The sequence below is a fragment of the Nocardioides sediminis genome, assembly GCF_003047295.1.
In the GTDB taxonomy this organism is placed as follows: Bacteria; Actinomycetota; Actinomycetes; order Propionibacteriales; family Nocardioidaceae; genus Nocardioides; species Nocardioides sediminis.
In genome coordinates this window covers 222,791-243,893 of sequence record NZ_PZYZ01000008.1, presented here as the reverse complement: position 1 = coordinate 243,893, position 21,103 = coordinate 222,791, and the positions used below count along the sequence as shown (strand labels likewise).

The 21,103-nt window shown below is 73.0% G+C and carries 19 protein-coding genes; 14 read left to right on the top strand and 5 right to left on the bottom strand.

Annotated features, from left to right (window positions below; translation table 11 throughout):
- Nucleotides 1-292 precede the first annotated feature (292 nt).
- Together DAI17_RS21380 and DAI17_RS18400 are read right to left on the bottom strand one after the other, a co-directional pair.
- Complete coding sequence (locus tag DAI17_RS21380) at nt 293-838, bottom strand: AAA family ATPase (RefSeq protein ID WP_199905200.1); 546 nt, start codon at nt 836-838, stop codon at nt 293-295.
- Nucleotides 839-888: 50 nt separating this feature from the next.
- Nucleotides 889-1,704 (bottom strand): nucleotidyltransferase domain-containing protein, encoded by an 816-nt coding sequence (locus DAI17_RS18400; RefSeq protein WP_159081633.1) that lies wholly within the window; start codon nt 1,702-1,704, stop codon nt 889-891.
- Nucleotides 1,705-1,927: 223 nt separating this feature from the next.
- Between DAI17_RS18400 and DAI17_RS18395 the strand changes: the two genes are divergently transcribed.
- From DAI17_RS18395 to erpA, 13 genes are all read left to right on the top strand, one after another.
- Nucleotides 1,928-3,355, top strand: a complete 1,428-nt coding sequence (locus DAI17_RS18395; protein ID WP_199905199.1) for a uracil-xanthine permease family protein — start codon at nt 1,928-1,930, stop codon at nt 3,353-3,355.
- Nucleotides 3,352-4,188 carry an FAD binding domain-containing protein gene (locus tag DAI17_RS18390; protein WP_107774665.1) on the top strand — a complete coding sequence of 279 codons (837 nt, stop codon included), beginning with the start codon at nt 3,352-3,354 and terminating at the stop codon, nt 4,186-4,188. Before DAI17_RS18395 ends, DAI17_RS18390 begins: the two co-directional genes overlap by 4 nt.
- Nucleotides 4,185-4,670 carry a (2Fe-2S)-binding protein gene (locus DAI17_RS18385; protein WP_107774664.1) on the top strand — a complete coding sequence of 162 codons (486 nt, stop codon included), beginning with the start codon at nt 4,185-4,187 and terminating at the stop codon, nt 4,668-4,670. The genes DAI17_RS18390 and DAI17_RS18385 overlap by 4 nt, the downstream gene beginning before the upstream one ends.
- Entirely contained in the window at nt 4,667-7,072 is a 2,406-nt protein-coding gene (gene cutA / locus DAI17_RS18380; protein ID WP_107774663.1) for an aerobic carbon-monoxide dehydrogenase large subunit, read from the top strand. The genes DAI17_RS18385 and cutA overlap by 4 nt, the downstream gene beginning before the upstream one ends.
- A complete protein-coding gene (locus tag DAI17_RS18375) occupies nt 7,069-7,707 on the top strand; it encodes an SRPBCC family protein (protein WP_107774662.1) in 639 nt (212 codons plus the stop codon). Before cutA ends, DAI17_RS18375 begins: the two co-directional genes overlap by 4 nt.
- On the top strand, nt 7,704-9,092 hold the full coding sequence (locus tag DAI17_RS18370) for an amidase (protein ID WP_107774661.1): 1,389 nt from the start codon (nt 7,704-7,706) through the stop codon (nt 9,090-9,092). Before DAI17_RS18375 ends, DAI17_RS18370 begins: the two co-directional genes overlap by 4 nt.
- Before the next feature lie 85 nt (nt 9,093-9,177).
- The gene (locus DAI17_RS18365) at nt 9,178-11,271 is read left to right on the top strand and encodes a hydantoinase/oxoprolinase family protein (protein WP_107774660.1); all 2,094 of its coding nucleotides are present in this window, start codon (nt 9,178-9,180) and stop codon (nt 11,269-11,271) included.
- Entirely contained in the window at nt 11,268-13,187 is a 1,920-nt protein-coding gene (locus DAI17_RS18360) for a hydantoinase B/oxoprolinase family protein (protein ID WP_107774659.1), read from the top strand. Before DAI17_RS18365 ends, DAI17_RS18360 begins: the two co-directional genes overlap by 4 nt.
- A gap of 21 nt (nt 13,188-13,208) precedes the next feature.
- Nucleotides 13,209-14,540 carry a lanthionine synthetase LanC family protein gene (locus DAI17_RS18355; protein ID WP_199905198.1) on the top strand — a complete coding sequence of 444 codons (1,332 nt, stop codon included), beginning with the start codon at nt 13,209-13,211 and terminating at the stop codon, nt 14,538-14,540.
- A 110-nt stretch (nt 14,541-14,650) separates the two neighbouring features.
- Nucleotides 14,651-15,586: a carbamate kinase gene (locus DAI17_RS18350; RefSeq protein WP_107774657.1), complete on the top strand. Its 936-nt coding sequence runs from the start codon at nt 14,651-14,653 to the stop codon at nt 15,584-15,586.
- Between the two features lie 11 nt (nt 15,587-15,597).
- Nucleotides 15,598-16,692, top strand: a complete 1,095-nt coding sequence (bar, locus tag DAI17_RS18345; protein ID WP_107774656.1) for a barbiturase — start codon at nt 15,598-15,600, stop codon at nt 16,690-16,692.
- Nucleotides 16,693-16,768: 76 nt separating this feature from the next.
- On the top strand, nt 16,769-17,851 hold the full coding sequence (locus tag DAI17_RS18340; protein WP_107774655.1) for a glycerate kinase family protein: 1,083 nt from the start codon (nt 16,769-16,771) through the stop codon (nt 17,849-17,851).
- Between the two features lie 79 nt (nt 17,852-17,930).
- Nucleotides 17,931-18,293 carry an iron-sulfur cluster insertion protein ErpA gene (gene erpA / locus DAI17_RS18335; RefSeq protein WP_107774695.1) on the top strand — a complete coding sequence of 121 codons (363 nt, stop codon included), beginning with the start codon at nt 17,931-17,933 and terminating at the stop codon, nt 18,291-18,293.
- Nucleotides 18,294-18,365: 72 nt separating this feature from the next.
- Here erpA and DAI17_RS18330 read toward each other — a convergent pair whose 3' ends face one another.
- Complete coding sequence (locus tag DAI17_RS18330) at nt 18,366-18,602, bottom strand: hypothetical protein (protein WP_107774654.1); 237 nt, start codon at nt 18,600-18,602, stop codon at nt 18,366-18,368.
- 62 nt (nt 18,603-18,664) lie between these two features.
- Between DAI17_RS18330 and DAI17_RS18325 the strand changes: the two genes are divergently transcribed.
- A complete protein-coding gene (locus tag DAI17_RS18325; RefSeq protein WP_107774653.1) occupies nt 18,665-19,651 on the top strand; it encodes a carbohydrate kinase family protein in 987 nt (328 codons plus the stop codon).
- Here the strand turns inward: DAI17_RS18325 and DAI17_RS18320 are convergent.
- Entirely contained in the window at nt 19,632-19,892 is a 261-nt protein-coding gene (locus tag DAI17_RS18320) for a sulfurtransferase TusA family protein (protein ID WP_107774652.1), read from the bottom strand. The two genes, DAI17_RS18325 and DAI17_RS18320, sit on opposite strands and share 20 nt — an antisense overlap.
- A complete protein-coding gene (locus DAI17_RS18315) occupies nt 19,889-21,043 on the bottom strand; it encodes a cysteine desulfurase family protein (protein WP_107774651.1) in 1,155 nt (384 codons plus the stop codon). Before DAI17_RS18315 ends, DAI17_RS18320 begins: the two co-directional genes overlap by 4 nt.
- Nucleotides 21,044-21,103 lie beyond the last annotated feature (60 nt).

Genomic DNA, 21,103 nt, shown 5'->3' with positions numbered 1-21,103 from the left:
ATGCCGACGGCAGCCGTTTGGTACGCCGATCGCACGGCCGACCCCGAGCAGGAGCCGTGACTGTCAGGGGACAGCTGGGCGCCTGCATCGAATCGAACGTCCGCACATGTCGCGATGAGTGCGGCGTGGAGGCGGGGTCTACTTCCCAGCACTTCTTCCACCCTCCGGTGGAACCCGTCTCTCCCTCTTACCTGCCGGGACGGCCGCGGATCGTCACTCTACGCAGGAGCGATGCGCGGATCCGCCGCGTTGAGCGCGCCGACGGCGACAACAACGTCATGAGGGAACACGCCTAGCCGGCGGTGTCGCGGATCGCATCGAGGACGCGGGCCACGGCCGCAGCCGTGTCCGAGGAGTCGACCCGCAGCCGACGACCGTCGCGCGCGTCGTCCCAGGCAGTCCACTCGCCGCCCTGGACCTCGTCCCAGGTCGGCAGCACGTGGCCCGGGATGTCGGCCACGCGCGCCTCGACCCTTCGTCGGTGCTCGTCCACGTCAGGCACGACCGTCTCGACGCTGACCAGCCGCGCCCCGGCCCGCCCGGCCGCGTCCCGCCACGACGTACGGGCTTCGGGCACCGGGTTGACGGCGTCGACGACGACGGTGCTGCCGAGCAGCAGGTTCGACACGGCCAGCTCGTGGACGACGGCGTACCCGCCGATCCCGACCTGGACGCCGGCCCTCGCGAGAGCTGTCTCGGCCGCGTCGACGCGCAGGTAGCAGGCACCGACCCTCCTGGACACCTCGCGCGCGATGGTCGTCTTGCCCGTCCCGGGTCGGCCCGACAGGACGACGAGCGTGGCGGCGGGTAGGACGGCGTCCTCGCTGGATCTCCTCACGACAGCAGTATCGGCTCCCGCCGGACGCGGACCCGGGCCACGCCGTGCGCTCACGGCTGCTCGGCCCAGAGCCCGATGATGCCGGCGAAGCACGCGACCACCGTGGCGACGACTCCGTCGGGACCGAGAACCTCCTCGAGCTCTCCTCGCGCGGGCGTCCGCCAGCCGTCCGACCACGACTGCAGAAGCCCGAGCGGGACTGCGAGATGGGGCTCGATCTCGCCCCAACGCCGCGAGGCTCGCGCTCGATCGGTCGTCCACGTGTGGTCGTGGACGCTGACCAGTCCGGCAGTGGCCAGGAGTGTCTTGCGAGCGGCGCGCACAGCGAGGTCGTGCGACGACGCAGCCCCCGTCGCGAGCTCCCGTCGCCATCGCTCGTGGTGACGATCCAGGTCGCCGTTGAAGCCGCGAGCGGCACGTGCGTCCGCCGGGAACGACGGGAGCGCGACGGATGGATCCGGCCCGGCGAGGTGCACGCAGTAGTGGCGGAGGAACACCCGGTTGCCGTACGCCGCGTCGGTCTCGCCCAGGTAGTCGGCGGCAGCGGTGTCGGCGACCTCGACGCCTCGACACCTGTCGGCGTAGGTGGCGGAGAGCTGTTCGCCTGTCCGCGCCGCGCCCGGCAGGTCGATGGACAGCAGATCGACGTCCGACGACCCTGGGCGTGCGTCACCCGTGGCCACTGATCCGTAGACGTAGAGCGAGGCCCCGCTGTCGTCGAGCAGCTCCATGGCGTCGTGGAGGACCGGTTCGAAGATGTCCGGCACGCGATCGCGACGCGCGCCGGTCCGGATCGTCCCGTCCGGCGACACGCCTTCGTAGGGGTCAGCCACGACGTACGGCCCCCGTCGGTGCTGTCCGGGCATCCATGCCGGTGAACCTAGACCTCCGCAGGACACGCGAGCGGGGAAGGACGTGACCAGCGTTCCCCGACGCGGCCGCCCCGGACCGCCGCGCACAACTAGTTGCCAGCGCATTCGGCGTTCCTTCGGCAGGAGTCGCCAGTGAGGGTGTGTGATGTGGCGCACTACCTTGTGGCTTCTCGGGGCACAGCGGTTCGCATCCCCGTGAGATCTGGAGGACCAGGCAATGTCGATGTTCAAGTGGGAAGTCGTGGATCCCGCCCCGGGCCAGGCGGTGATGCCGGAGCAGCGTCTGCCGTGGGGCAAGACGATCGGGCTCGGTGCGCAGCACGTCGTCGCCATGTTCGGCGCGACGTTCGTGTTCCCGCTGGTGATGGGCCTGGACCCCAACCTCGCCATCATGTTCTCGGGCCTCTGCACGATCCTGTTCCTGCTGATCGTCAACAACAAGGTGCCGAGCTACCTGGGCACCTCGGCCTCCTTCGTCGCCAGCGTCGCGGCCATCCGGGCGCTCGACGAGGGCAACGACTCGTCGTACGTCACCGGCGCGATCCTGGTCGGCGGCCTCGTGCTCGCCGCGATCGGCGTGCTGATCCACTTCGCCGGGGGTGGCATCATCCACCGGATCCTGCCGCCGGCGGTGACCGGCGCCGTGGTCATGCTCATCGGGTTCAACCTCGCCCCCGTGGTGGCCGGCATCTACTGGCCGCAGGACCAGTGGATCGCGCTGGCGACCGCGACGTTCATGGTCGCCGCCGCGGTGATGCTGCCGGGCTTCTGGTCGCGCATCGCGGTCTTCCTCGCCCTCATCTTCGGCTACCTCCTGTCCTTCCTCGCCGACATCGTCTTCGGGCCGATCACCTCGGTCCTCGGCGGCGCCACCGAGGCCACCGAGCACGACCGGGTGTCCTGGGCCGGAGTCAAGGCGGCCGACTGGATCGGCCTCCCGAGCGGTGACCTCGCCGACGGCGTGAGCGTCGTCCACGGACCGTCCTTCTCGCTGACCGCGATCCTCCTGGTGCTGCCGGGCGTCATCGCGCTGGTCGCGGAGAACACCGGCCACGTCAAGGCCGTCGCCGAGATGACCGGCAAGGACCTCGACCCCTACATGGGCCGGGCGATCGGCGCGGACGGCGTCGCCACGGCGTTCGCGAGCGCGTTCGGCGGCTCGCCCACCACGACGTACGCCGAGAACATCGGCGTGATGGGTGCGACCCGCGTCTACTCCACTGCCGCCTACTACGTGGCCGCGTTCGTGGCGATCCTGCTCGGTCTCTGCCCCAAGTTCGGAGCGGTCGTCAACGCCACCCCCGGCGGCGTCCTGGGCGGGATCACCGTCGTCCTCTACGGCATGATCGGCCTGGTCGGGGCCAAGATCTGGGTGGAGAACCACGTCGACTTCGGCAACCCGGTCAACATGGTCGGCCTGGCCGCCGGCCTCATCGCCGGCATCGGCGGCGTCACCCTGACGTTCGGCGACGACTTCGAGCTCGGCGGCATCGCGCTGGGCACGATCCTGGTGATCGCCTACTTCCACATGGTCAAGGGCCGCGGCGGACCCGGCGACCAGGCGTCCGTGACCCGCAACCTGAGCCACCCCGACTACGACGGCGGCGTCGACGACGCGGCCTCGGGAGGCTCGCACAAGCGATGAAGCCGGCCCCCTTCGCCTTCGTGCGCCCGAGCACCCTGGACGACGCCCTCGCGGCGTTGGCCGCGGACCCGGGGGGGAAGGTGCTGGCGGGCGGGCAGAGCCTGGTGCCGCTGCTCTCCATGCGTCTCGCGTCACCGACCGCCCTGGTGGACATCAACGCGCTGCCCGACCTCGGCCACGTCCGCGTGGCCGAGGACGGGGTGCGGGTCGGGGCCCTGGCCCGCCACGCCGACGTGCTGGCGGACGCCGCGGCCCGGGAGAGCCAGCCGCTCCTCGCGATGGCCCTCTCCCACGTGGCCCACGCGACCATCCGCAACCGGGGCACCACGGTCGGGTCGCTGGTCCACGCCGACGCGGCGGCCGAGATGCCGATGGTCCTGCGGCTCCTGGACGGGCACGTCGAGGTCGCGTCGGTCCGCGGGCGGCGTACGGTCCCGGCGGCCGAGCTCTTCGCCGGACCGCTCGAATCCACGCTCGCCCACGACGAGATCGCCCTCGAGGCGTTCTTCCCCGCGCTCGCGCCGCGCGCGGGCGTGGCCTTCGAGGAGGTGGCCCGCCGGCACGGCGACTACGCGCTCGTCGGCGTCGCCGCCCACGCCGTGTGCGACGGCGACACCGTCACCAGCGCCCGCCTCGGGTTCGTCTCGGTCAGCGACGTTCCCGTCGTCGTCGACGTCACCGACGCCCTCGACGACCCGGCCGGGAGGGCGCTCGCCGACCTCGAGCCCGGCGACGACATCCACGCCACCGCCGACTACCGCGCCCACCTGGTGCGGGTGCTCGCCCCGCGGGTGCTGGCGGCGGCCATCGAGCACGCCAGGAGCAACGCATGAGCGAGCAGCAGCACGACGTACGCCTCCGGGTCAACGGCTCGGTGCACGAGGTGCGGGTGCCCGCGCGGCGCCTGCTCTCCGACGCCCTGCGCCACGACTGCGGGCTCACCGGCACCCACGTCGGCTGCGAGCACGGGGTGTGCGGCGCCTGCACGGTCCTGGTGGACGGCAGGCCGACGCGTTCGTGCCTGATGCTCGCGGTCTCGGCGGTCGACGCGGAGGTCACCACCGTCGAGGGACTGACCGAGCCCGACGGGTCCCTGTCGCCGGTCCAGCAGGCGTTCTCCGACTGCCACGGCCTCCAGTGCGGCTTCTGCACGCCCGGCTTCCTCACCACCATCGCGGCCGGGCTGGAGGACAACCCCGACCCCTCCGAGGACGAGGCCCGCGAGATGGTCGCCGGCAACCTGTGCCGCTGCACCGGCTACCAGAACATCGTCAAGGCCGTGCTCCGGGCGGCCGAGATCAAGGCCGGCTCATGACCACCAAGCTCTTCGGCAGCAAGGTCGCCCGCGTCGAGGACCAGCGCTTCCTGCGCGGGCAGGGGCGCTACGTCGACGACCTGCTCCACGACGACCCTCGCCTGCTGCACGCCGCCGTGCTCCGCTCGCCCCACGCCCACGCCCGGATCACCGACATCGACGTCTCCGACGTGCTCGACGTCGAGGGCGTCGTCGCCGTCTGGACGTACGACGACCTGGCCGGGCCGATGGCCGAGCCGCTGCCGCTGCTCATCCCGCACCCCGCCCTCACCCACGGCCGCACGCAGTACGCCCTGGCCAAGGACGAGGTCAACCACGTCGGCGAGGCCATCGCGTTCGTGGTCGCCACCGACCGCTACGTCGCCGAGGACGCCGTGGCGCTGATCCGGGTGTCCTACGAGTTCCTCGAGCCGGTCGTCGGCATCCCCGCGGCCCGGGCCGCGGAGCGGCTGGTCCACCCCGACGTCCCTGGCAATGTCGGCGCCCGGCTGGAGCAGGAGAACGGCGACGCCCGCGCCGCGATCGCGGCCGCGCCCCACACCCTCAGCCTCGACCTCCGGATCGAGCGGTCCGCCTGCACACCGATGGAGGGGCGCGGCACCGTCGCGCGCTGGGACCCCGACACCGGCCGCCTGACGGTCTGGTCGTCGACGCAGACCTCGACCGGCGTCCGCGGCTGCGTCGCCGCCAAGCTCGGCCTCGACCTCGCGAAGGTCGACGTGATCACCCCCGACGTCGGTGGCGGGTTCGGCGTCAAGATCAACCACCCGTGGCCCGAGGAGCTGCTGGTCCCGCTGGCGGCGAGGACGCTGGGCCGGCCGGTGAAGTTCACCGAGGACCGCCGCGAGCACTTCATCTCCTCCGCGCACGAGCGCGCCCAGGAGCACCACGTCGAGGTCGGCTTCGACGACGACGGCCGCCTGCTCGGGCTGGACGTGGAGTTCTGGCACGACCACGGCGCCTACACGCCGTACGGGCTGATCGTCCCGATCATCACCTCCACCCAGCTCCTCGGCCCCTACAAGCCGCAGAGCTACCGCGTGGTGTTCGAGTCGCTCTACACCAACACCGTGATGGTGACGCCCTACCGCGGCGCCGGCCGTCCGCAGGGCTGCTTCGTGATGGAGCGGACGATGGACGCGATCGCGGCCTACCTCGGCAAGGACCGCGCCGAGGTCCGCAGCGTCAACTTCATCCAGCCCGACGAGTTCCCCTACGACCACGGCCTGGTCTTCCAGGACGGTCGCGAGCTGGAGTACGACTCCGGCGACTACCCGGCGTCGCTGGCCAAGCTCAAGGAGCTCGTCGGCTGGGACGAGTTCGAGGCGTTCCGCGCGGAGATGGCCGCGGAGGGACGCCGGGTCGGGATCGGCCTGGCCTGCTACGTCGAGGGCACCGGCGTCGGTCCCTACGAGGGGGCCCACGTCCACGTCGAGACCTCCGGCAAGGTCAAGGTCGCCACCGGCCTCACCACCCAGGGGCAGGGCCACCAGACCGCCTTCGCCCAGATCGTCGCCGACACGCTCGGCGTACGTTTCGAGGACGTCGAGGTCACCACCGGCGACACCCGCAGGATGCCGTACGCCGTGGGCACCTTCGCCTCGCGCGCCGCCGTGATGAGCGGGTCGGCCGTCCACCTCGCCGCGCTGCGAGCCAAGGAGAAGGCGCTGCGGATCGCCGCCGAGGCGCTGGAGGCCAACGAGGCCGACCTCGAGATAGCCGACGGCGTCGTGTCGGTCAGGGGCACCGACGCCTCGATCGACCTCGGCACGATCTCGGTGCTCTCCAACCCGCTGCGCTACGCCTTCGACGAGGCGTCCAAGGCGGCCACGCAGTTCTCCGTGGGCGACCCCGGCAAGCCGCCGGTCGCCGAGGACGACGAGCCCGGCCTGGAGGGGCGCGACTTCTACTCGCCCGAGCGCGCGACCTTCGCCTCCGGCATGCACGCCGTCATCGTCGAGACCGACCCCGACACCGCCGAGGTCAGGATCCTCAAGTACGCCGTCGTCCACGACTGCGGCCACCTCATCAACCCGATGATCGTGGAGGGCCAGATCCACGGCGGCGTCGCCCAGGGCGTCGGGGGAGCGCTCTACGAGCGGATGGCCTACGACGAGTCCGGCCAGCTGCTCAACGCCTCGTTCATGGACTTCCTGATGCCCTACGTCACCGAGGTGCCGGCGAGCATCGACATCGACCACCTCGAGACCCCCTCGCCCCTCAACCCGCTCGGCATCAAGGGTGCCGGCGAGGCCGGGGTGATCCCGTCCGCGGCGGTGTTCGCGGCCGCCATCGAGGACGCGGAGAGGATCCCCATCACCGCGATGCCGATCTCGCCGTCCGAGCTGTTCGACCTGCGCCGCGCGCACGCGGCCTCCCCAGCCTCCGAGGAGACCCCATGAAGTTCACCGGCCAGAACATCCTCCACGCGCCCGTCGACCGGGCGTGGGACGCGCTGCTCGACCCCGGCGTGCTCGTGCGGACCATCCCCGGCTGCGAGCGGCTGGAGGCCACCGGCGACAACGCCTACGCCATGACCGTCACCGCCGGCGTCGCCTCCATCAAGGGCACCTACGCCGGCTCGTGCGTGCTCGCCGAGCTGCGGGAGCGCGAGTCGCTGGTGATGAAGCTCGACGGCGCCGGCGCCCCCGGCACCATTGGCGCGACGGTCGACGTCCGGTTCACCGACGCCGGCGACGGCACCACCACCGTCTCCTACGACGCCGACGCCATCGTCGGCGGCATGATCGGCGGCGTCGGCCAGCGCATGCTCACCTCCGTGTCCCGCCGGATGGCCGGCGAGTTCTTCGGCAACGTCGACGCGGTGCTGGCCGGGGCGGCGGAGGCGCCGCCGGCCGCCGTCGCGGCGGTGCTCGCGGGGGAGGCCGGCGCCCCGGGTGCGCCGACCGTCGGCCAGGTCTTCACCGCCCCGCCGCCGGCTGTCGCCGCGGCCCCCTCCCGGCAGGACTTCCTGCTCGGCGTCGCGGTGGGGGCCGGGCTGGTCGCCATCGGCGTGCTCATCGGTCGTCGCCGATGACCGACCTGACGGTCGACTCCACGGCGAGGGACCAGGCCGACGCCGTACGCCGTCGCGAGGTCTCGGCCCGCGAGCTGCTCGAGCTGCACCTCGCCCGGATCGCCGAGCGCAACCCCGACCTCAACGCCATCGTCTCCCTCGACGAGGAACGGGCCCGGGCAGGCGCCGCGGCGGCCGACGAGGCGCTGGTCTCCGGCGCCGAGGTGGGCCCGCTGCACGGTCTCCCGTTCGCCTTCAAGGACACCCACGCGGTCGCGGGCTGGCGCACGACCTACGGCTCCCCGCTGTTCGCCGACCACGTGCCCGAGCAGGACGAGCTCGTCGTCGAGCGCGTACGCCGCGCGGGCGTGGTGACGATCGGCAAGACCAACGTGCCGGAGTTCGCCGCCGGCTCGCACACGTTCAACCGCGTCTTCGGCACGACGCTCAACCCCGTCGACCCGCGGTACTCCGCGGGCGGCTCCAGCGGGGGAGCGGCCTGCGCGCTGGCCACCGGGATGGTGCCGCTGGCGGAGGGGTCCGACATGGGGGGCTCCCTGCGCAACCCCGCGTCGTTCTGCGGGGTCGTGGGCATGCGTCCCTCGCTCGGACGGGTCCCGGAGTGGCCGCTCTACAACCAGTGGGAGTCGACCTCGGTCGCCGGCCCGATGGGCCGCGACGTCGGGGACGTCGCGCTGCTGCTGTCCGTGCTCGCCGGTCCCGATTCACGCGCCCCGCTCGCCCTCGGCGACCCCGGCCCCGCCTTCGCCCCACCGGTGTCCGGGACCCTCGACGGCCTCCGCGTGGCGCTGAGCACCGACCTCGGCGGGGCCTTCGAGGTCGACCACCGGGTGGCCGCCGTGGTGGAGGCGGCGGGCGGCACGCTCGCCCACCACGGCGCGCGCGTGACGGCCGCGCACCCCGACCTGGGCCTGGCCGACGACACCTTCCGCACCCTGCGCGCCTGGCACTTCCAGGCCAAGCTCGGCGACCTCCTGCGCGCGCACCCCGACGACTTCAAGGCGTCGCTCGCCGACAACATCCGGCTCGGCGAGGGCCTGACCGGCGCCGACGTCGCCCGCGGCTACACCCAGCGCACCGCGCTGGCCGAGACGATGCGGCTCTTCTTCGCCGACCACGACGTCCTGGTCCTGCCGGTCTCCCAGGTGCCGCCGTTCCCGGCGGACCAGGAGTTCCCCGCCGAGATCAACGGCCGGCCGATGGAGACCTACCTCGACTGGATGCGCTCGGCCTACTTCATCACCGTCACCGGCTGCCCCGCGATCTCGCTGCCGGCCGGGCACACGCCCGAGGGCCTGCCGGTGGGCATCCAGGTCGTCGCCCCGCACGGCGCCGACCGGCGGCTGCTGGAGGTCGCCGCGGCCTTCGAGCAGGTGGCGGGCTGAGGGTGTCAACTCCTGCCAGCGTGAATGCCTCCCGTCGGCAGGTTGTGCCGTGGTCGACCCGACTCGGACACCGTTGAATCGTCCCATGGCGCACCCCGCGACCCGGCGCATCCGGATCGGCATCGACACCGGAGGCACGTTCACCGACGTGGTCGCCTTCGACTCCTCGAGCGGCCGCACGGTCACCACCAAGACCCCGTCCACGCCCGGCAACCCGGCCGACGGTTTCCTCGCCGGCATCGACAAGGTGCTCGGCCTCCTCGAGGGGACGTCGTACGACGACGTGGCGGCCGTGTCGCACGGCACCACCGTCGCGACCAACCAGCTCCTCGAGGGCAAGGTCGACGCGCTCGGCTACATCACCACCGAGGGCTACGAGGCGATGCTCGAGATCGCCCGGCAGAGCGTCCCCGACGGCTACGGCAACTCCTACTTCTGGGTCAAGCCCGACCGCATCGTGCCGCGGCACCTGGTCCGCGGCGTCGGCGGACGGCTCGACTTCACCGGCGCCGAGGTGCGGCCCTTCGACGAGGAGGGCGCCCGCGCGGCGGCCCGCTGGTTCCGCGAGCGGGGCATCGACACGATCGGCGTCTGCTTCCTGCACGCCTACGCCAACCCCGACCACGAGGAGCGGATGCGCGCGGTCCTCGCCGAGGAGCACCCGGACGCGGTCGTCAGCGTGAGCAGCGAGGTGCTGCGCGAGTACCGCGAGTACGAGCGCGCGATGACCACCCTGGTCGACGCGGCCGTCAAGCCGCGGCTGTCCCGCTACGTCACCAACATCAAGACCCGCCTGGAGTCGGGCGCCGGCCGGTCGGTGCCGTTCTACGTGATGAAGTCCAACGGCGGGGTGCTGTCCGCCGACGAGGTCGTGCACCAGCCGATCACCACGGTGCTCTCCGGCCCGGCGGCCGGCGCGCTCGGCGCGGCGCTGATCGCCCAGGTCGCCGGCTTCGACCGGGTGCTCACCAGCGACGGCGGCGGCACCTCCACCGACGTCAGCGTCGTCATCGACGGCGAGCCCACCCTCACCACCGAGGGCAGCGTCGGCGTCTACCCGAGCAAGATCCCGATGATCGACGTCGTCACCGTCGGCGCGGGCGGCGGCTCGATCGCGCACCTCTCGCCCGAGGGCACCCTCAAGGTGGGTCCCCAGTCGGCCGGCGCCGACCCGGGCCCGCTCTGCTACGCCAAGGGCGGCACCGACGTCACCATCACCGACGCCCACGTCGTGCTCGGCCGGATCCCGCCCCACCTGCTCGGTGGCGAGATCCCGCTCGACGTGGCCGCCGCGCGTGCCGGCGTCGAGGAGCTCGCCGCCCGGCTGGGCCTGAGCCCCGAGGCCTGCGCCGTCGGCGTCCTGGAGATCTCCGCCTGGAACCAGGCCAATGCGCTGCGCCAGGTGACCGTCAAGCGCGGCCTCGACGTCCGGGACTTCACCCTGACCACGTTCGGCGGCTCCGGCTCGCTGCTGCTGTGCCGCCTGATGGACGTCCTCGGCGTCCCGACCGTCCTGGTCCCGCCCAACCCCGGCAACGTCTCGGCGTACGGCCTGCTCACCGTGGACGTGAAGAACGACTACGTGCAGACCCACGTCGCGCTCCACGAGCAGCTCGACGCCCCGCGCGTCTCGGAGGTGTACGACGCCCTGACGACGCAGGCGGCCAAGGCGCTGTCCACCGAGGGCTTCACCGAGGACCAGCACGTGTTCGCACGGACCGCCGACCTGCGCTACTTCGGCCAGGCCTTCGAGGTCCGGGTGCCGGTGCCGGAGGGCGACCTCGACGCGGCCGCACTCGATCGGGTGGCGGAGCACTTCCACGCCGAGCACCGGGCCCTCTACGGCTACGACTTCTCCGGGGACCCCACCCAGCAGGTCGAGTGGGTCAACCTCCGGGTGTCGGGCATCGGGCCGATCCAGCGGCCGGAGATCCGCCGGCACACCGGCGGCGGCGACGTGGCCGGCGCGTCCCGCGGCACTCGCCCGGTCTGCTTCGCCCCCGACGACGGGTTCGTCGAGACACCGCTGCTGTGGCGCACCGACCTCGCCGCCGGCACGGTCGTCGAGGGTCCGGCGATCATCGAGGAGTTCGGCTCCACCGTGCCGCTGCACCCCGGGTTCACCGCCCGCGTCGACGAGTTCGCCAACATCATCGTGACGAAGGGAGGCCCGGCATGAGCCGCCGCGCGCCCACCCAGTTCCCCTACGGCTTCCTCACCGACGACCGCGGCGCGTCCGCCGACCCGGTGCTGGTGGAGATCGTCCAGGGCTCCCTGGCCAGCGTCGAGATGGAGGTCGAGACCGCCATCGGCCGCACCAGCCGGAGCCCGATGATCCGCGACGCCCACGACTTCCGGGCCGGCATCCACGACCGGCTGCTGCGCAAGCTCACCGGGCGCTCCTACTCCGCGCTCGTCCACCCCGTCGCCCGCGACTTCCCGATCGAGGAGATGCGGGAGGGCGACGTCTTCTTCCACAACGACGTCTACCGCTCCGAGGGTGGGATCGGGCACCTGCCGGACCTGTGCGTGACGGTGCCGGTGTTCAGCGGGGGCAAGGTCGTCGCGTTCGTCCAGGCCTTCGGCCACCACGACGACATCGGTGGCGCCGTGCCCGGCTCGATGCCCAGCGCCGCGACGAGCGTCTTCGAGGAGGGACTGATGGTCCCGCCGATCCGGCTGTGGGACGCCGGCGTCCCCAACCGGGCGGCCCTGTCGATCATGACCCGCAACTCCCGGATGCCCGAGTCGCTGGCCGCCGACCTCGACGCCGAGTGCTCGGCGTGCCTGATGGGCGCGCGACGGCTCGGTGAGCTCTTCGACCGCTACGGCGTGGAGACCGTCGAGCGCTGCTTCGACGCGATCCTCGAGCGCACCACCGCGACGTACCGCCGCGAGATCCTCGCCAAGATCCCCATCGGCTCGTGGACCTGGGAGGACTACGCCGAGCACGACGGGGTCGACGAGCCGATGCTCCACACCCAGCGGATCACGCTCACCCGCACGCCGGCGGACGACCCCGAGGGCGAGCGGCTGGTGCTCGACTTCGACGGCACGGGTCCACAGGCCAAGGGCCCGATCAACCACTGCGGCGACTACAGCGACGGCGTCTTCCTCAAGAAGTGGCTCGCCCCGATCCTGCGCAACCTCGCGGACACCCCCGAGCGGATGGCCGAGCTCGACGTCAACGAGGGGATCGTGCCGCTCATCGAGATGCGGTTCCCCGAGCCCGGCACGCTGCTCACGCCGGTCTTCCCGGCGCCGACCAACGCCCGCACCTTCGTCATCCTGCGGCTGCTCGGCGTGCTGGCCGGCGTGGTCGCCAAGGCCGTCGACGGCAGGATGCCGGCCGACCAGGAGACTATCCGCTACACCGGCGTCTACGGCGAGGACCGCGAGGGCCGGCCCTACCTGATGCGCGAGGTGCTGGGCGGTGGCTCGGGCGGTCGCTACTACGCCGACGGCGAGGACACCATCCACGTCGTCCCGGACTCGAGGAACCTGCCGAGCGAGTTCACCGAGTCCCGCTTCCCGTTCCTCGTCGAGTCCCTGTCGCTGGCCGTCGACTCCGGCGGTGCGGGGGAGTTCCGGGGCGGGCTGGGCTACGAGAAGCACGTCCGGATGCTCAAGGACGCCCACTTCATGTCCATCGCCGACCGGTCGATCCTGTCCTGCTGGGGCGTGCGCGGCGGCAAGGCCGGGGCGCCGTTCCAGGTGACCGTCGACCCCGGCGGGCCCCACGAGCGCGAGGTCGACGCGCTCGCCGACGCCGAGCCGGTGAAGGCCGGCGAGGTCATCCGGATCCGTACGACGGGTGGTGGCGGCTGGGGCGACCCGCTGCGTCGCGACCCCGCCCTGGTGGTCCGCGACGTCGTCTGGCGCAAGGTCTCCGCCGAGGCCGCACTGGCGTCGTACGGCGTGGTGCTGACCGGATCCCTGGACGCCGACGACCTGTCGTACGACGCCGACGCGACCGCCGCCGAGCGGGCAGGCCGGGCCCCCTGGAGCGGTGACGACGCCTTCTTCGACCGCGGCGCGGGCTACGCCGCGCTGGCCGGCGGGGCCACGCACGCCGAGGTCGACACGCTGGCCTGAGGGCCTGCGATCATGCGGCGGGTGAGTGACCCGACGACGTACGCCGACCTCGCCGACGCCGCGTGGCGCTGGGTCCTGGACCAGGTCCGCTGGGACGACGGTCCCTGGATCCCCGAGACCGTGCCGGACGACGGCGGGCCGCCGGACGAGCGCGACGGCATGCACAGCGGCATCGGCGGGCTCGCCCACGTGCTCGCCGAGGTGCGGCTCGCCCGGGAGTGGAGCCCCGAGGAGACCGAGCTGGCCGCTGCCGTCGCGACCCGCGTCGCGGGCGGTCTCGGCACGACCACGGAGTACTCCTACTTCGACGGGCTGGTCAGCGACATCGGTGTGCTGACCGCCCTGGGCGCCGGAGGCGCCGACGTCGCCGTGGCGCGGCTCGCCGAGCTCTGCGCGGATGACGGGTGGGAGCAGGGGCTCCTCGACGTGCCGCCCTTCGCCCCCCACAGCCGCATCAACGACGCCACCCTGGGCACGGCGGGCAACCTGCTCGGAGCCCTGTGGGCCGGGCGGCACGGGGTGCCCGGCGCGCGGGACCTCGCGCACCGGGCGGCGGACGTCCTCCTGGCCGAGGCCGAGCCGACGGGTGGAGGCACCACCTGGCGCTTCGTGCCCCGTCGCTTCCTCGACGCCGTCCCGGCCGAGCGGCGGCGGGAGATGCCCAACTGGTCGCACGGGCTGGCCGGGATCGCCGCGGCCCTCGCGGTCGCGGGCAGCGAGCTGGACCGGCCCGACCTCGTCGAGGCGGCCCGCAGCGGGGCCGAGCACCTCGTGACCCTCGGCGACACCAGCGGCGGCGGGTTCGTGGTGCCGCGCGGCGTCCCGCCCGTGCCCGGCTACGACGAGGTGACCTTCACCTGGTGCCACGGGCCGACCGGCACGGCGGGGCTCTTCACCGCTCTGGAGCACGCCGGCGTCGACGAGGTCGCGGGGGAGACGCCGTCGCAGTGGCACCGGCGCTGCCTGCACAGCGTGCGCACCTCCGGGGTGCCCGACCGCCTCCGCCCCGGCTTCTGGGACAACGACGGCCGCTGCTGCGGCACCGCCGGCGTGGGTGAGGTGTTCCTCGACGCCTGGCAGCGCGACGGCCGCGACGACGACCTGGCGTTCGCGGTGCGGCTCGCCGACGCCCTGGTGGCCCGGGCGGTCCCGGACGGTCCCGGTGCGTGCTGGCGCTTCGTCGAGCACCGGCGGGAGGACCCGCTCCTGCCGCCCGGGGTGGGCTGGATGCAGGGTGCGGCGGGCATCGCCGCCCACCTGTTCCGAACGGCGCGGGTGCTGCGCGACGGACGCGCGGCGCCCGCGGTGGCGCGGCTCGACACGTGGTGGGGCGTGCCGCGCCGGGACGGCTGACACGCTCCGGCACGGGTGATGTGCTTTGGCAACAAGTGCCATCCGGGACGCCGTTGGTTGACCGTTGTTGGTGGTGCCCGACCGCCGCGCGCGCGACTAGGTTCGTCGACATGTTGGTCCTCCTCGCACTGGGCGGCAACGCCATGACCAACGCCGAGGGGCGGGCGCGTCCCGAGGACCAGATCGCGGCCGCCGAGGTGGCGATGGAGGCTGTCGCCGAGCTGGTCGCCAGCGGCGCGGACGTGGTCATCACCCACGGCAACGGCCCCCAGGTCGGCAACCTCCTGGTCAAGAACGAGCTGGCCGCCGCGGTCGTCCCGCCGGTCCCGCTCGACTGGTGCGGCGCGCAGACCCAGGGCACGCTCGGATTCGTCCTGATGAACGCCCTCGACGCGGCCCTGTCCCGGCGTGGCATCACGCGTCCCTGCGCCACCGTCGTGACCCGCACCCTGGTCGACGCGGACGACCCCGGCTTCGCGCGCCCCACCAAGCCCATCGGCCGCTACGTCAGCGCCGACGAGGCGACGCCGATGATCGAGCACGGCGAGACCTGGGAGGACCGCGGCGAGCGGGGCTGGCGGCGGGTGGTCGCCTCCCCGGAGCCGCTCGAGGTCCTCGACGCGCCGGCCGCCCAGGCCCTCCTCGCGGCCGGCTACGTGGTCGTCGCCAACGGCGGCGGCGGCATCCCCACCGTCCGCGAGGCCGACGGCACCCTGCGCGGCGTCGAGGCCGTCATCGACAAGGACCTCGGCGCCGCCCTGCTCGCCCGCGCGCTCGACGCCGACGTGCTCGTCATCGCCACCGACGTGCCGCAGGCGGTCCTGGCCTTCGGCACCCCGGAGGCCGAGCCGATCGGCAGGGTCACCGTCGGGCAGCTGCGCGCGTACGGCGAGCGGGGGGAGTTCGCCTCCGGCTCCATGGGGCCCAAGGTCGATGCCGCCTGCCGGTTCGTCGAGGCCACCGGCCGCACGTCCGTCATCACCGACCTCACCAGCATCGTCGCCGCCGTCCACGGCGGTGCGGGCACCGTCGTCGTACCCACCTGAAAGGAACGCCCATGCCCAGCGCCATCGAAGTCCGCAAGGTCCCCATCCACTCCGTCGCCGACGCCTCCGAGCTCGCGAGGCTCATCGACGACGGGGTGATGGCCGCCGACCGCGTGATCGCCATCATCGGCAAGACCGAGGGCAACGGCGGTGTCAACGACTACACCCGCATCATCGCCGACCGGGCCTTCCGCGAGGTCCTGGTCGAGAAGGGGGCCGACCCCGACGCGGTGAAGCAGGTCCCCATCGTGTGGTCCGGCGGCACCGACGGGGTCATCAGCCCGCACGCCACGATCTTCGCCACCACCGACGCCGAGCCGACCGACGAGCCGCGCCTGACCGTCGGGTTCGCGATGAGCGAGGTGCTCGCCCCCGAGGACATCGGCCGGACCGCGATGGTCACCAAGGTCGCCGACGCGGTGAGGGTGGCGATGGAGCGGGCCGGGATCTCCGACCCCGCCGACGTGCACTACGTGCAGACCAAGACCCCGCTGCTCACGATCCACACCATCCGCGACGCCAAGTCGCGCGGCAAGACGGTGTGGACCGAGCACACCCACGAGTCGATGGACCTCTCCAACGGCTGCACCGCGCTGGGCATCGCCGTGGCGCTGGGCGAGATCGAGATGCCGACCGACGAGGACGTCATGCACGACCGGTCGCTCTTCTCCTCGGTGGCCTCCTGCTCCTCGGGCGTCGAGCTCGACCAGGCGCAGGTCGTCGTGGTCGGCAACGCGACCGGCGTGGGCGGCCGCTACCGGATCGGCCACTCGGTGATGAAGGACGCCCTCGACCAGGACGGGCTCTGGGAGGCCATCCGCGACGCCGGCCTCGAGCTGCCCGAGCGGCCCCACCACACCGACCTCGACGGCCGCCTGGTCAACCTCTTCCTCAAGTGCGAGGCGTCCCAGGACGGCGAGGTGCGGGGTCGGCGCAACGCGATGCTGGACGACTCCGACGTCCACTGGCACCGGCAGATCAAGGCGTGCGTCGGCGGCGTGACCGCCGCCGTGACGGGCGACCCGGCGGTCTTCGTGTCCGTCTCCGCGGCCCACCAGGGTCCCGACGGCGGCGGCCCGGTGGCCGCGATCGTCGACCTGGGCTGACCCGAGCAGGACGTTCCGCCGGCACCGGACGCCGAGGCGGTGCTCAGGTGTCGGCGGGATGCGTCAGGATGGCGCCATGCGCGTGCTGATCGCGCCGGACAAGTTCTCCGGCACCCTGACCGCGGTCGAGGCCGCGGAGGCCATCGCGACCGGCTGGGCCCGGCAGGCGCCCGACGACGTGCTCGACCTGGCCCCGATGGCCGACGGCGGCCCCGGGTTCGTCGACGTGCTGCACGCGGCCCTGGGCGGCGAGCTGCTCGCCGTGACGGTCGAGGCACCGCACGGAGAGCGCGTCCCGGCGACCATCCTGGCCGTCGACGACGTGGCCTACGTCGAGAGCGCGCAGGCCGTCGGCCTGCACCTGGTCGAGGGCGGCGTGGAGTTCGCCAGCAGCAACGGCGTCGGCGAGCTCGTGCTCGCCGCCGTGGAGGCGGGCGCCACCACGGTCGTGGTCGGCCTCGGTGGCTCCGGCACCAACGACGGCGGCGCCGGCGTGCTGGCCGCCCTCGGTGCGCGCTCCGACGGGATCCTCGACAGCGGCGCCATCGCCCTGGACACCGTGACCACCGTCGACCTCGCCCCCGCACGCGAGCGGCTCGCCGGCGTCACGCTGGTCGCCGCCACCGACATCGACATCCCGCTGACCGGGCTCTTCGGCACCACCAAGTCCTTCGGCGCCCAGAAGGGGATCCCCGAGGAGCAGGTGGCCGAGGTCGACGGCTGGCTGGAGGCGTTCGCGGCCGCCACCGACCGGCGTACGTCGCTGGACAAGGGCGCCGGGGCCGCCGGCGGCATCGGCTACGCGCTGCTGGCCCTCGGCGCCACCCGGCAGCCCGGCATCGCCCTCGTCGCCGAGCACGTCCGGCTCGCCGAGCGCGCCCGCAAGGCCGACCTGGTCATCACCGGCGAGGGCGCCTTCGACTTCTCCAGCCGCTCCGGCAAGGTGCCGTACGGCGTGGCGGAGGTCGCCGCGGACGCGCTGCGTCCGTGCGTGGCGCTGGCCGGGCAGGTGCTCGTCGGCGCCCGGGAGATGCGCGCGCTGGGCATCGAGTCGGCCTACTCGCTGGTCGACCTGGTGGGGGAGGAGCGGGCCTTCGGCGACCCGTCGGGCGCGCTGAGCGACCTCGCCGCGCGGGTCGCGCGCACCTGGTCCCGCTGACGGCCGTCGGGCGGGTGGAATAACCCGGCATGTGCGACCATTGGACCGGTACCACCCTCGACAGACGATGGAGCAGCAGATGACCGAGCAGGTCGACACGACCACTGACCGCCGCACCGACCAGATCAACCTGAGCGATGTCGCCGCCGCCAAGGTCAAGAGCCTCCTCGAGCAGGAGGGTCGCGACGACCTCGCCCTGCGCATCTCCGTCCAGCCCGGTGGCTGCTCGGGCCTGCGCTACCAGCTCTTCTTCGACGAGCGCACCCTCGACGGCGACGTCACCACCGACTTCGACGGCGTGACCGTGGTCGTCGACCGGATGAGCGTCCCCTACCTCAACGGCGCGATGATCGACTTCGTGGACAGCATCGAGAAGCAGGGCTTCACGATCGACAACCCCAACGCCACCGGCTCCTGCGCCTGCGGCGACTCGTTCCACTGATCGAGGCCGCGCCGCCTCGAGCAGCACGAAGGGCCCCTGCCGACCGGCAGGGGCCCTTCGTCGTGCGTGCGGCTACTTCCCGTAGAGCGCCTCGGCCAGCCGGGCGGCGGCCTCGCTGACCCGGATGTCGCGCTTGGCGACCTCGGCGGGGTAGTCCTCGTAGCGGATGCTGGGCGGACCCTGCACGGCCGCCCGGGCGGCCCGCTCGAGACGCAGGTTGTGGCTGGTGGCACGGCAGTCGTCGGCCATCTCGGCGGTGCTCGCGAGCTCGGCGTGCGTGAGGCGGGAGGCGCCATCGGTTGATGTCATGTCACCGACGCTAGGGGCTACCGCGGGGTATCCCCAGCAGTACCGGGAGGTAGTGTTCCCGCGTGCCTCTGCTGATCGCCGGATCCATCGCGACCGACCATCTGATGTCCTTCCCGGGGAAGTTCTCCGACAGCCTCGTCGTCGACCAGCTCGACAAGCTCTCGGTGTCCTTCCTGGTCGAGGAGCTGGAGGTACGCCGCGGAGGGTGCGCGGCCAACATCTGCTTCGGCCTCGGCAACCTGGGCCTGCGGCCCGTGCTGGTGGGCGCGGTCGGCGAGGACTTCGCCGAGTACCGCTCCTGGCTGGAGCGGCACAACGTCGACTGCACCGCGGTCCACACCTCCGAGACCCGGCACACGGCGCGCTTCGTGTGCACCAACGACGCCGCCCACGCGCAGATCGCCTCCTTCTACGCCGGTGCGATGAGCGAGGCCCGCGAGATCGAGCTCAAGCCGATCGTCGACCGCGTCGGCACCCCCGACTACGTCCTCATCGGCCCGGACGACCCGCAGGGGATGCTCCGCCACACCGACGAGTGCCGCCAGCGCGGCTACAAGTTCGTCGCCGACCCGTCCCAGCAGCTCGCGTTCGGCGACGGCGAGCTGATCCGGCCGCTGATCGACGGCGCCGAGATCCTGTTCTCCAACGAGTACGAGGCCAGCCTGATCACCCAGAAGACCGGCTGGTCGCCGCAGGAGGTCCTCGACCGCGTCGGCACCTGGGTCGTCACGCTGGGCTCCGAGGGGGTCCGGATCGACCGCGCGGGCGAGGAGTCGATCACCGTCGCCGCCGTCCCGGAGATCAAGAAGGTCGAGCCCACCGGCGTGGGCGACGCCTTCCGCGCCGGCTTCCTGGCCGCGCTCGACTGGGGCCTCTCGCTGGAGCGCGCCGCCCAGCTCGGCTGCCTGCTCGCGGTCCACGTCGTCGAGCAGGTCGGCACGCAGGAGTACACGCTGTCGCGCGCCGGGTTCCTGCGGCGCCTGGAGGCGACCTACGGCCCCGACGCCGTCGCCGACGTCGAGCCCCACCTCAAGACGCTGCACCCCTGACGCGCCTCACGAGATAGCGCGGCGCGCCGTCGTCGGCGACGTCCTCGCCCACGTACTCCTGCTCCCGCATCCGGCACCACGCCGGTACGTCGGCGCGCGCGGCCGGGTCGTGGGCGACGACGCCGATCACCCGGCCCGGCTCGACGTCGGCCAGGTGCCGGGCCAGCTCGATGATCGGCATCGGGCAGCGCAGGTCGCGGCAGTCGAGCTCCAGGTCCACCGAGGTCCCGCGGCCGCTCACAGGCCCACCCGGGCCCGGAGCTCCCGCACCACGTCCGGGAGTGCGTCGCAGAAGGCGTCGACCTGGGCACGCGTGGCGTCCCGCTGCAGGGAGAGCCGCACGTTGCCGTGGGTGAGCACGCCCATGGCCTCCAGCACGTGGCTCGGCGCCAGCGTGGAGGAGGTGCAGGCCGACCCGCTGGCGATCCCGAAGCCGCGACGGTCGAGCTCGTGCACGAGCGCCTCGCCGTCGAGGTAGAGGCAGGAGAAGGTCACGAGGTGGGGGAGCCGGACGTCGGGGTCGCCGACCACCTCCACGTCCGGGACCTCGGCGGCGACCCTGCGGCGTACGACGTCGACGAGCGCGTGGTGGCGCGGGTTGACCTCGTCGCGCTCGGCCACCACCGCCTGCAGGGCCGCGGCGGCGGCCAGCGCCGCGGGCACGTTCTCGAAGCCGGCGGTGCGCTCGTCGACCCGGTCGTCGCCGGGGAAGGGGTTGCGCCAGCGGGCGCCCTTGCGGACCAGCAGCACGCCGACCCCCGCCGGGCCGCCCCACTTGTGGGCCGAGCCGGCCGCCACCGCCCACCCGTCGGGGAGGGGGAGCCTGCCCATCGAGGCGCAGGCGTCGGTGAACAGGGGTACGCCGTCCGACAGCTCGAGGGCGCCGACGTCCTGCAGCGTGCCGACCTCGTGGTTGGCGGTCTGGAGCGCGACGACGGCGACGTCGTGGCCCGTCGCGGCCCCGACGACGTCGTGGGCGTCGGCCCGTCCCTGGCCGTCGACCGGGACGGACAGCCCTCGGGCTCCCCACTCGACGGCGTGCAGCACCGCCGAGTGCTCGACGGCGGAGTGCACCACCAGGTCGCCGCGGCGGGAGCCGCGCACCAGGCCCAGGAGGCCGCGGTGGACCGCGTCGGTGCCGCTGGAGGTGAAGGTGACCTCGTCGGGGCGTACGCCGAGGGCGGCGGCCGTGGCCTCGCGGGCGTTGTCGAGGAGCAGGCGGGCGTTGCGCGCGTTGCCGTGCAGCCGCCGCGGGTCGGCGTACCCCCGGTCCAGGGCCGCCAGGAGCACCTCGCGCGCAGCCGGGTGCAGCGTGGTGGAGGACGCCGCGTCGAGGTCGACGGGCCGGTCGCCGGCCGGCCCACCGGGGCCGGCGGTGGACGCGTTGCTCACGCACCGAACCTAGACCATGGCGACGGAGGGGCAGGTGTGCGCGTCGACACCCCACCCGCC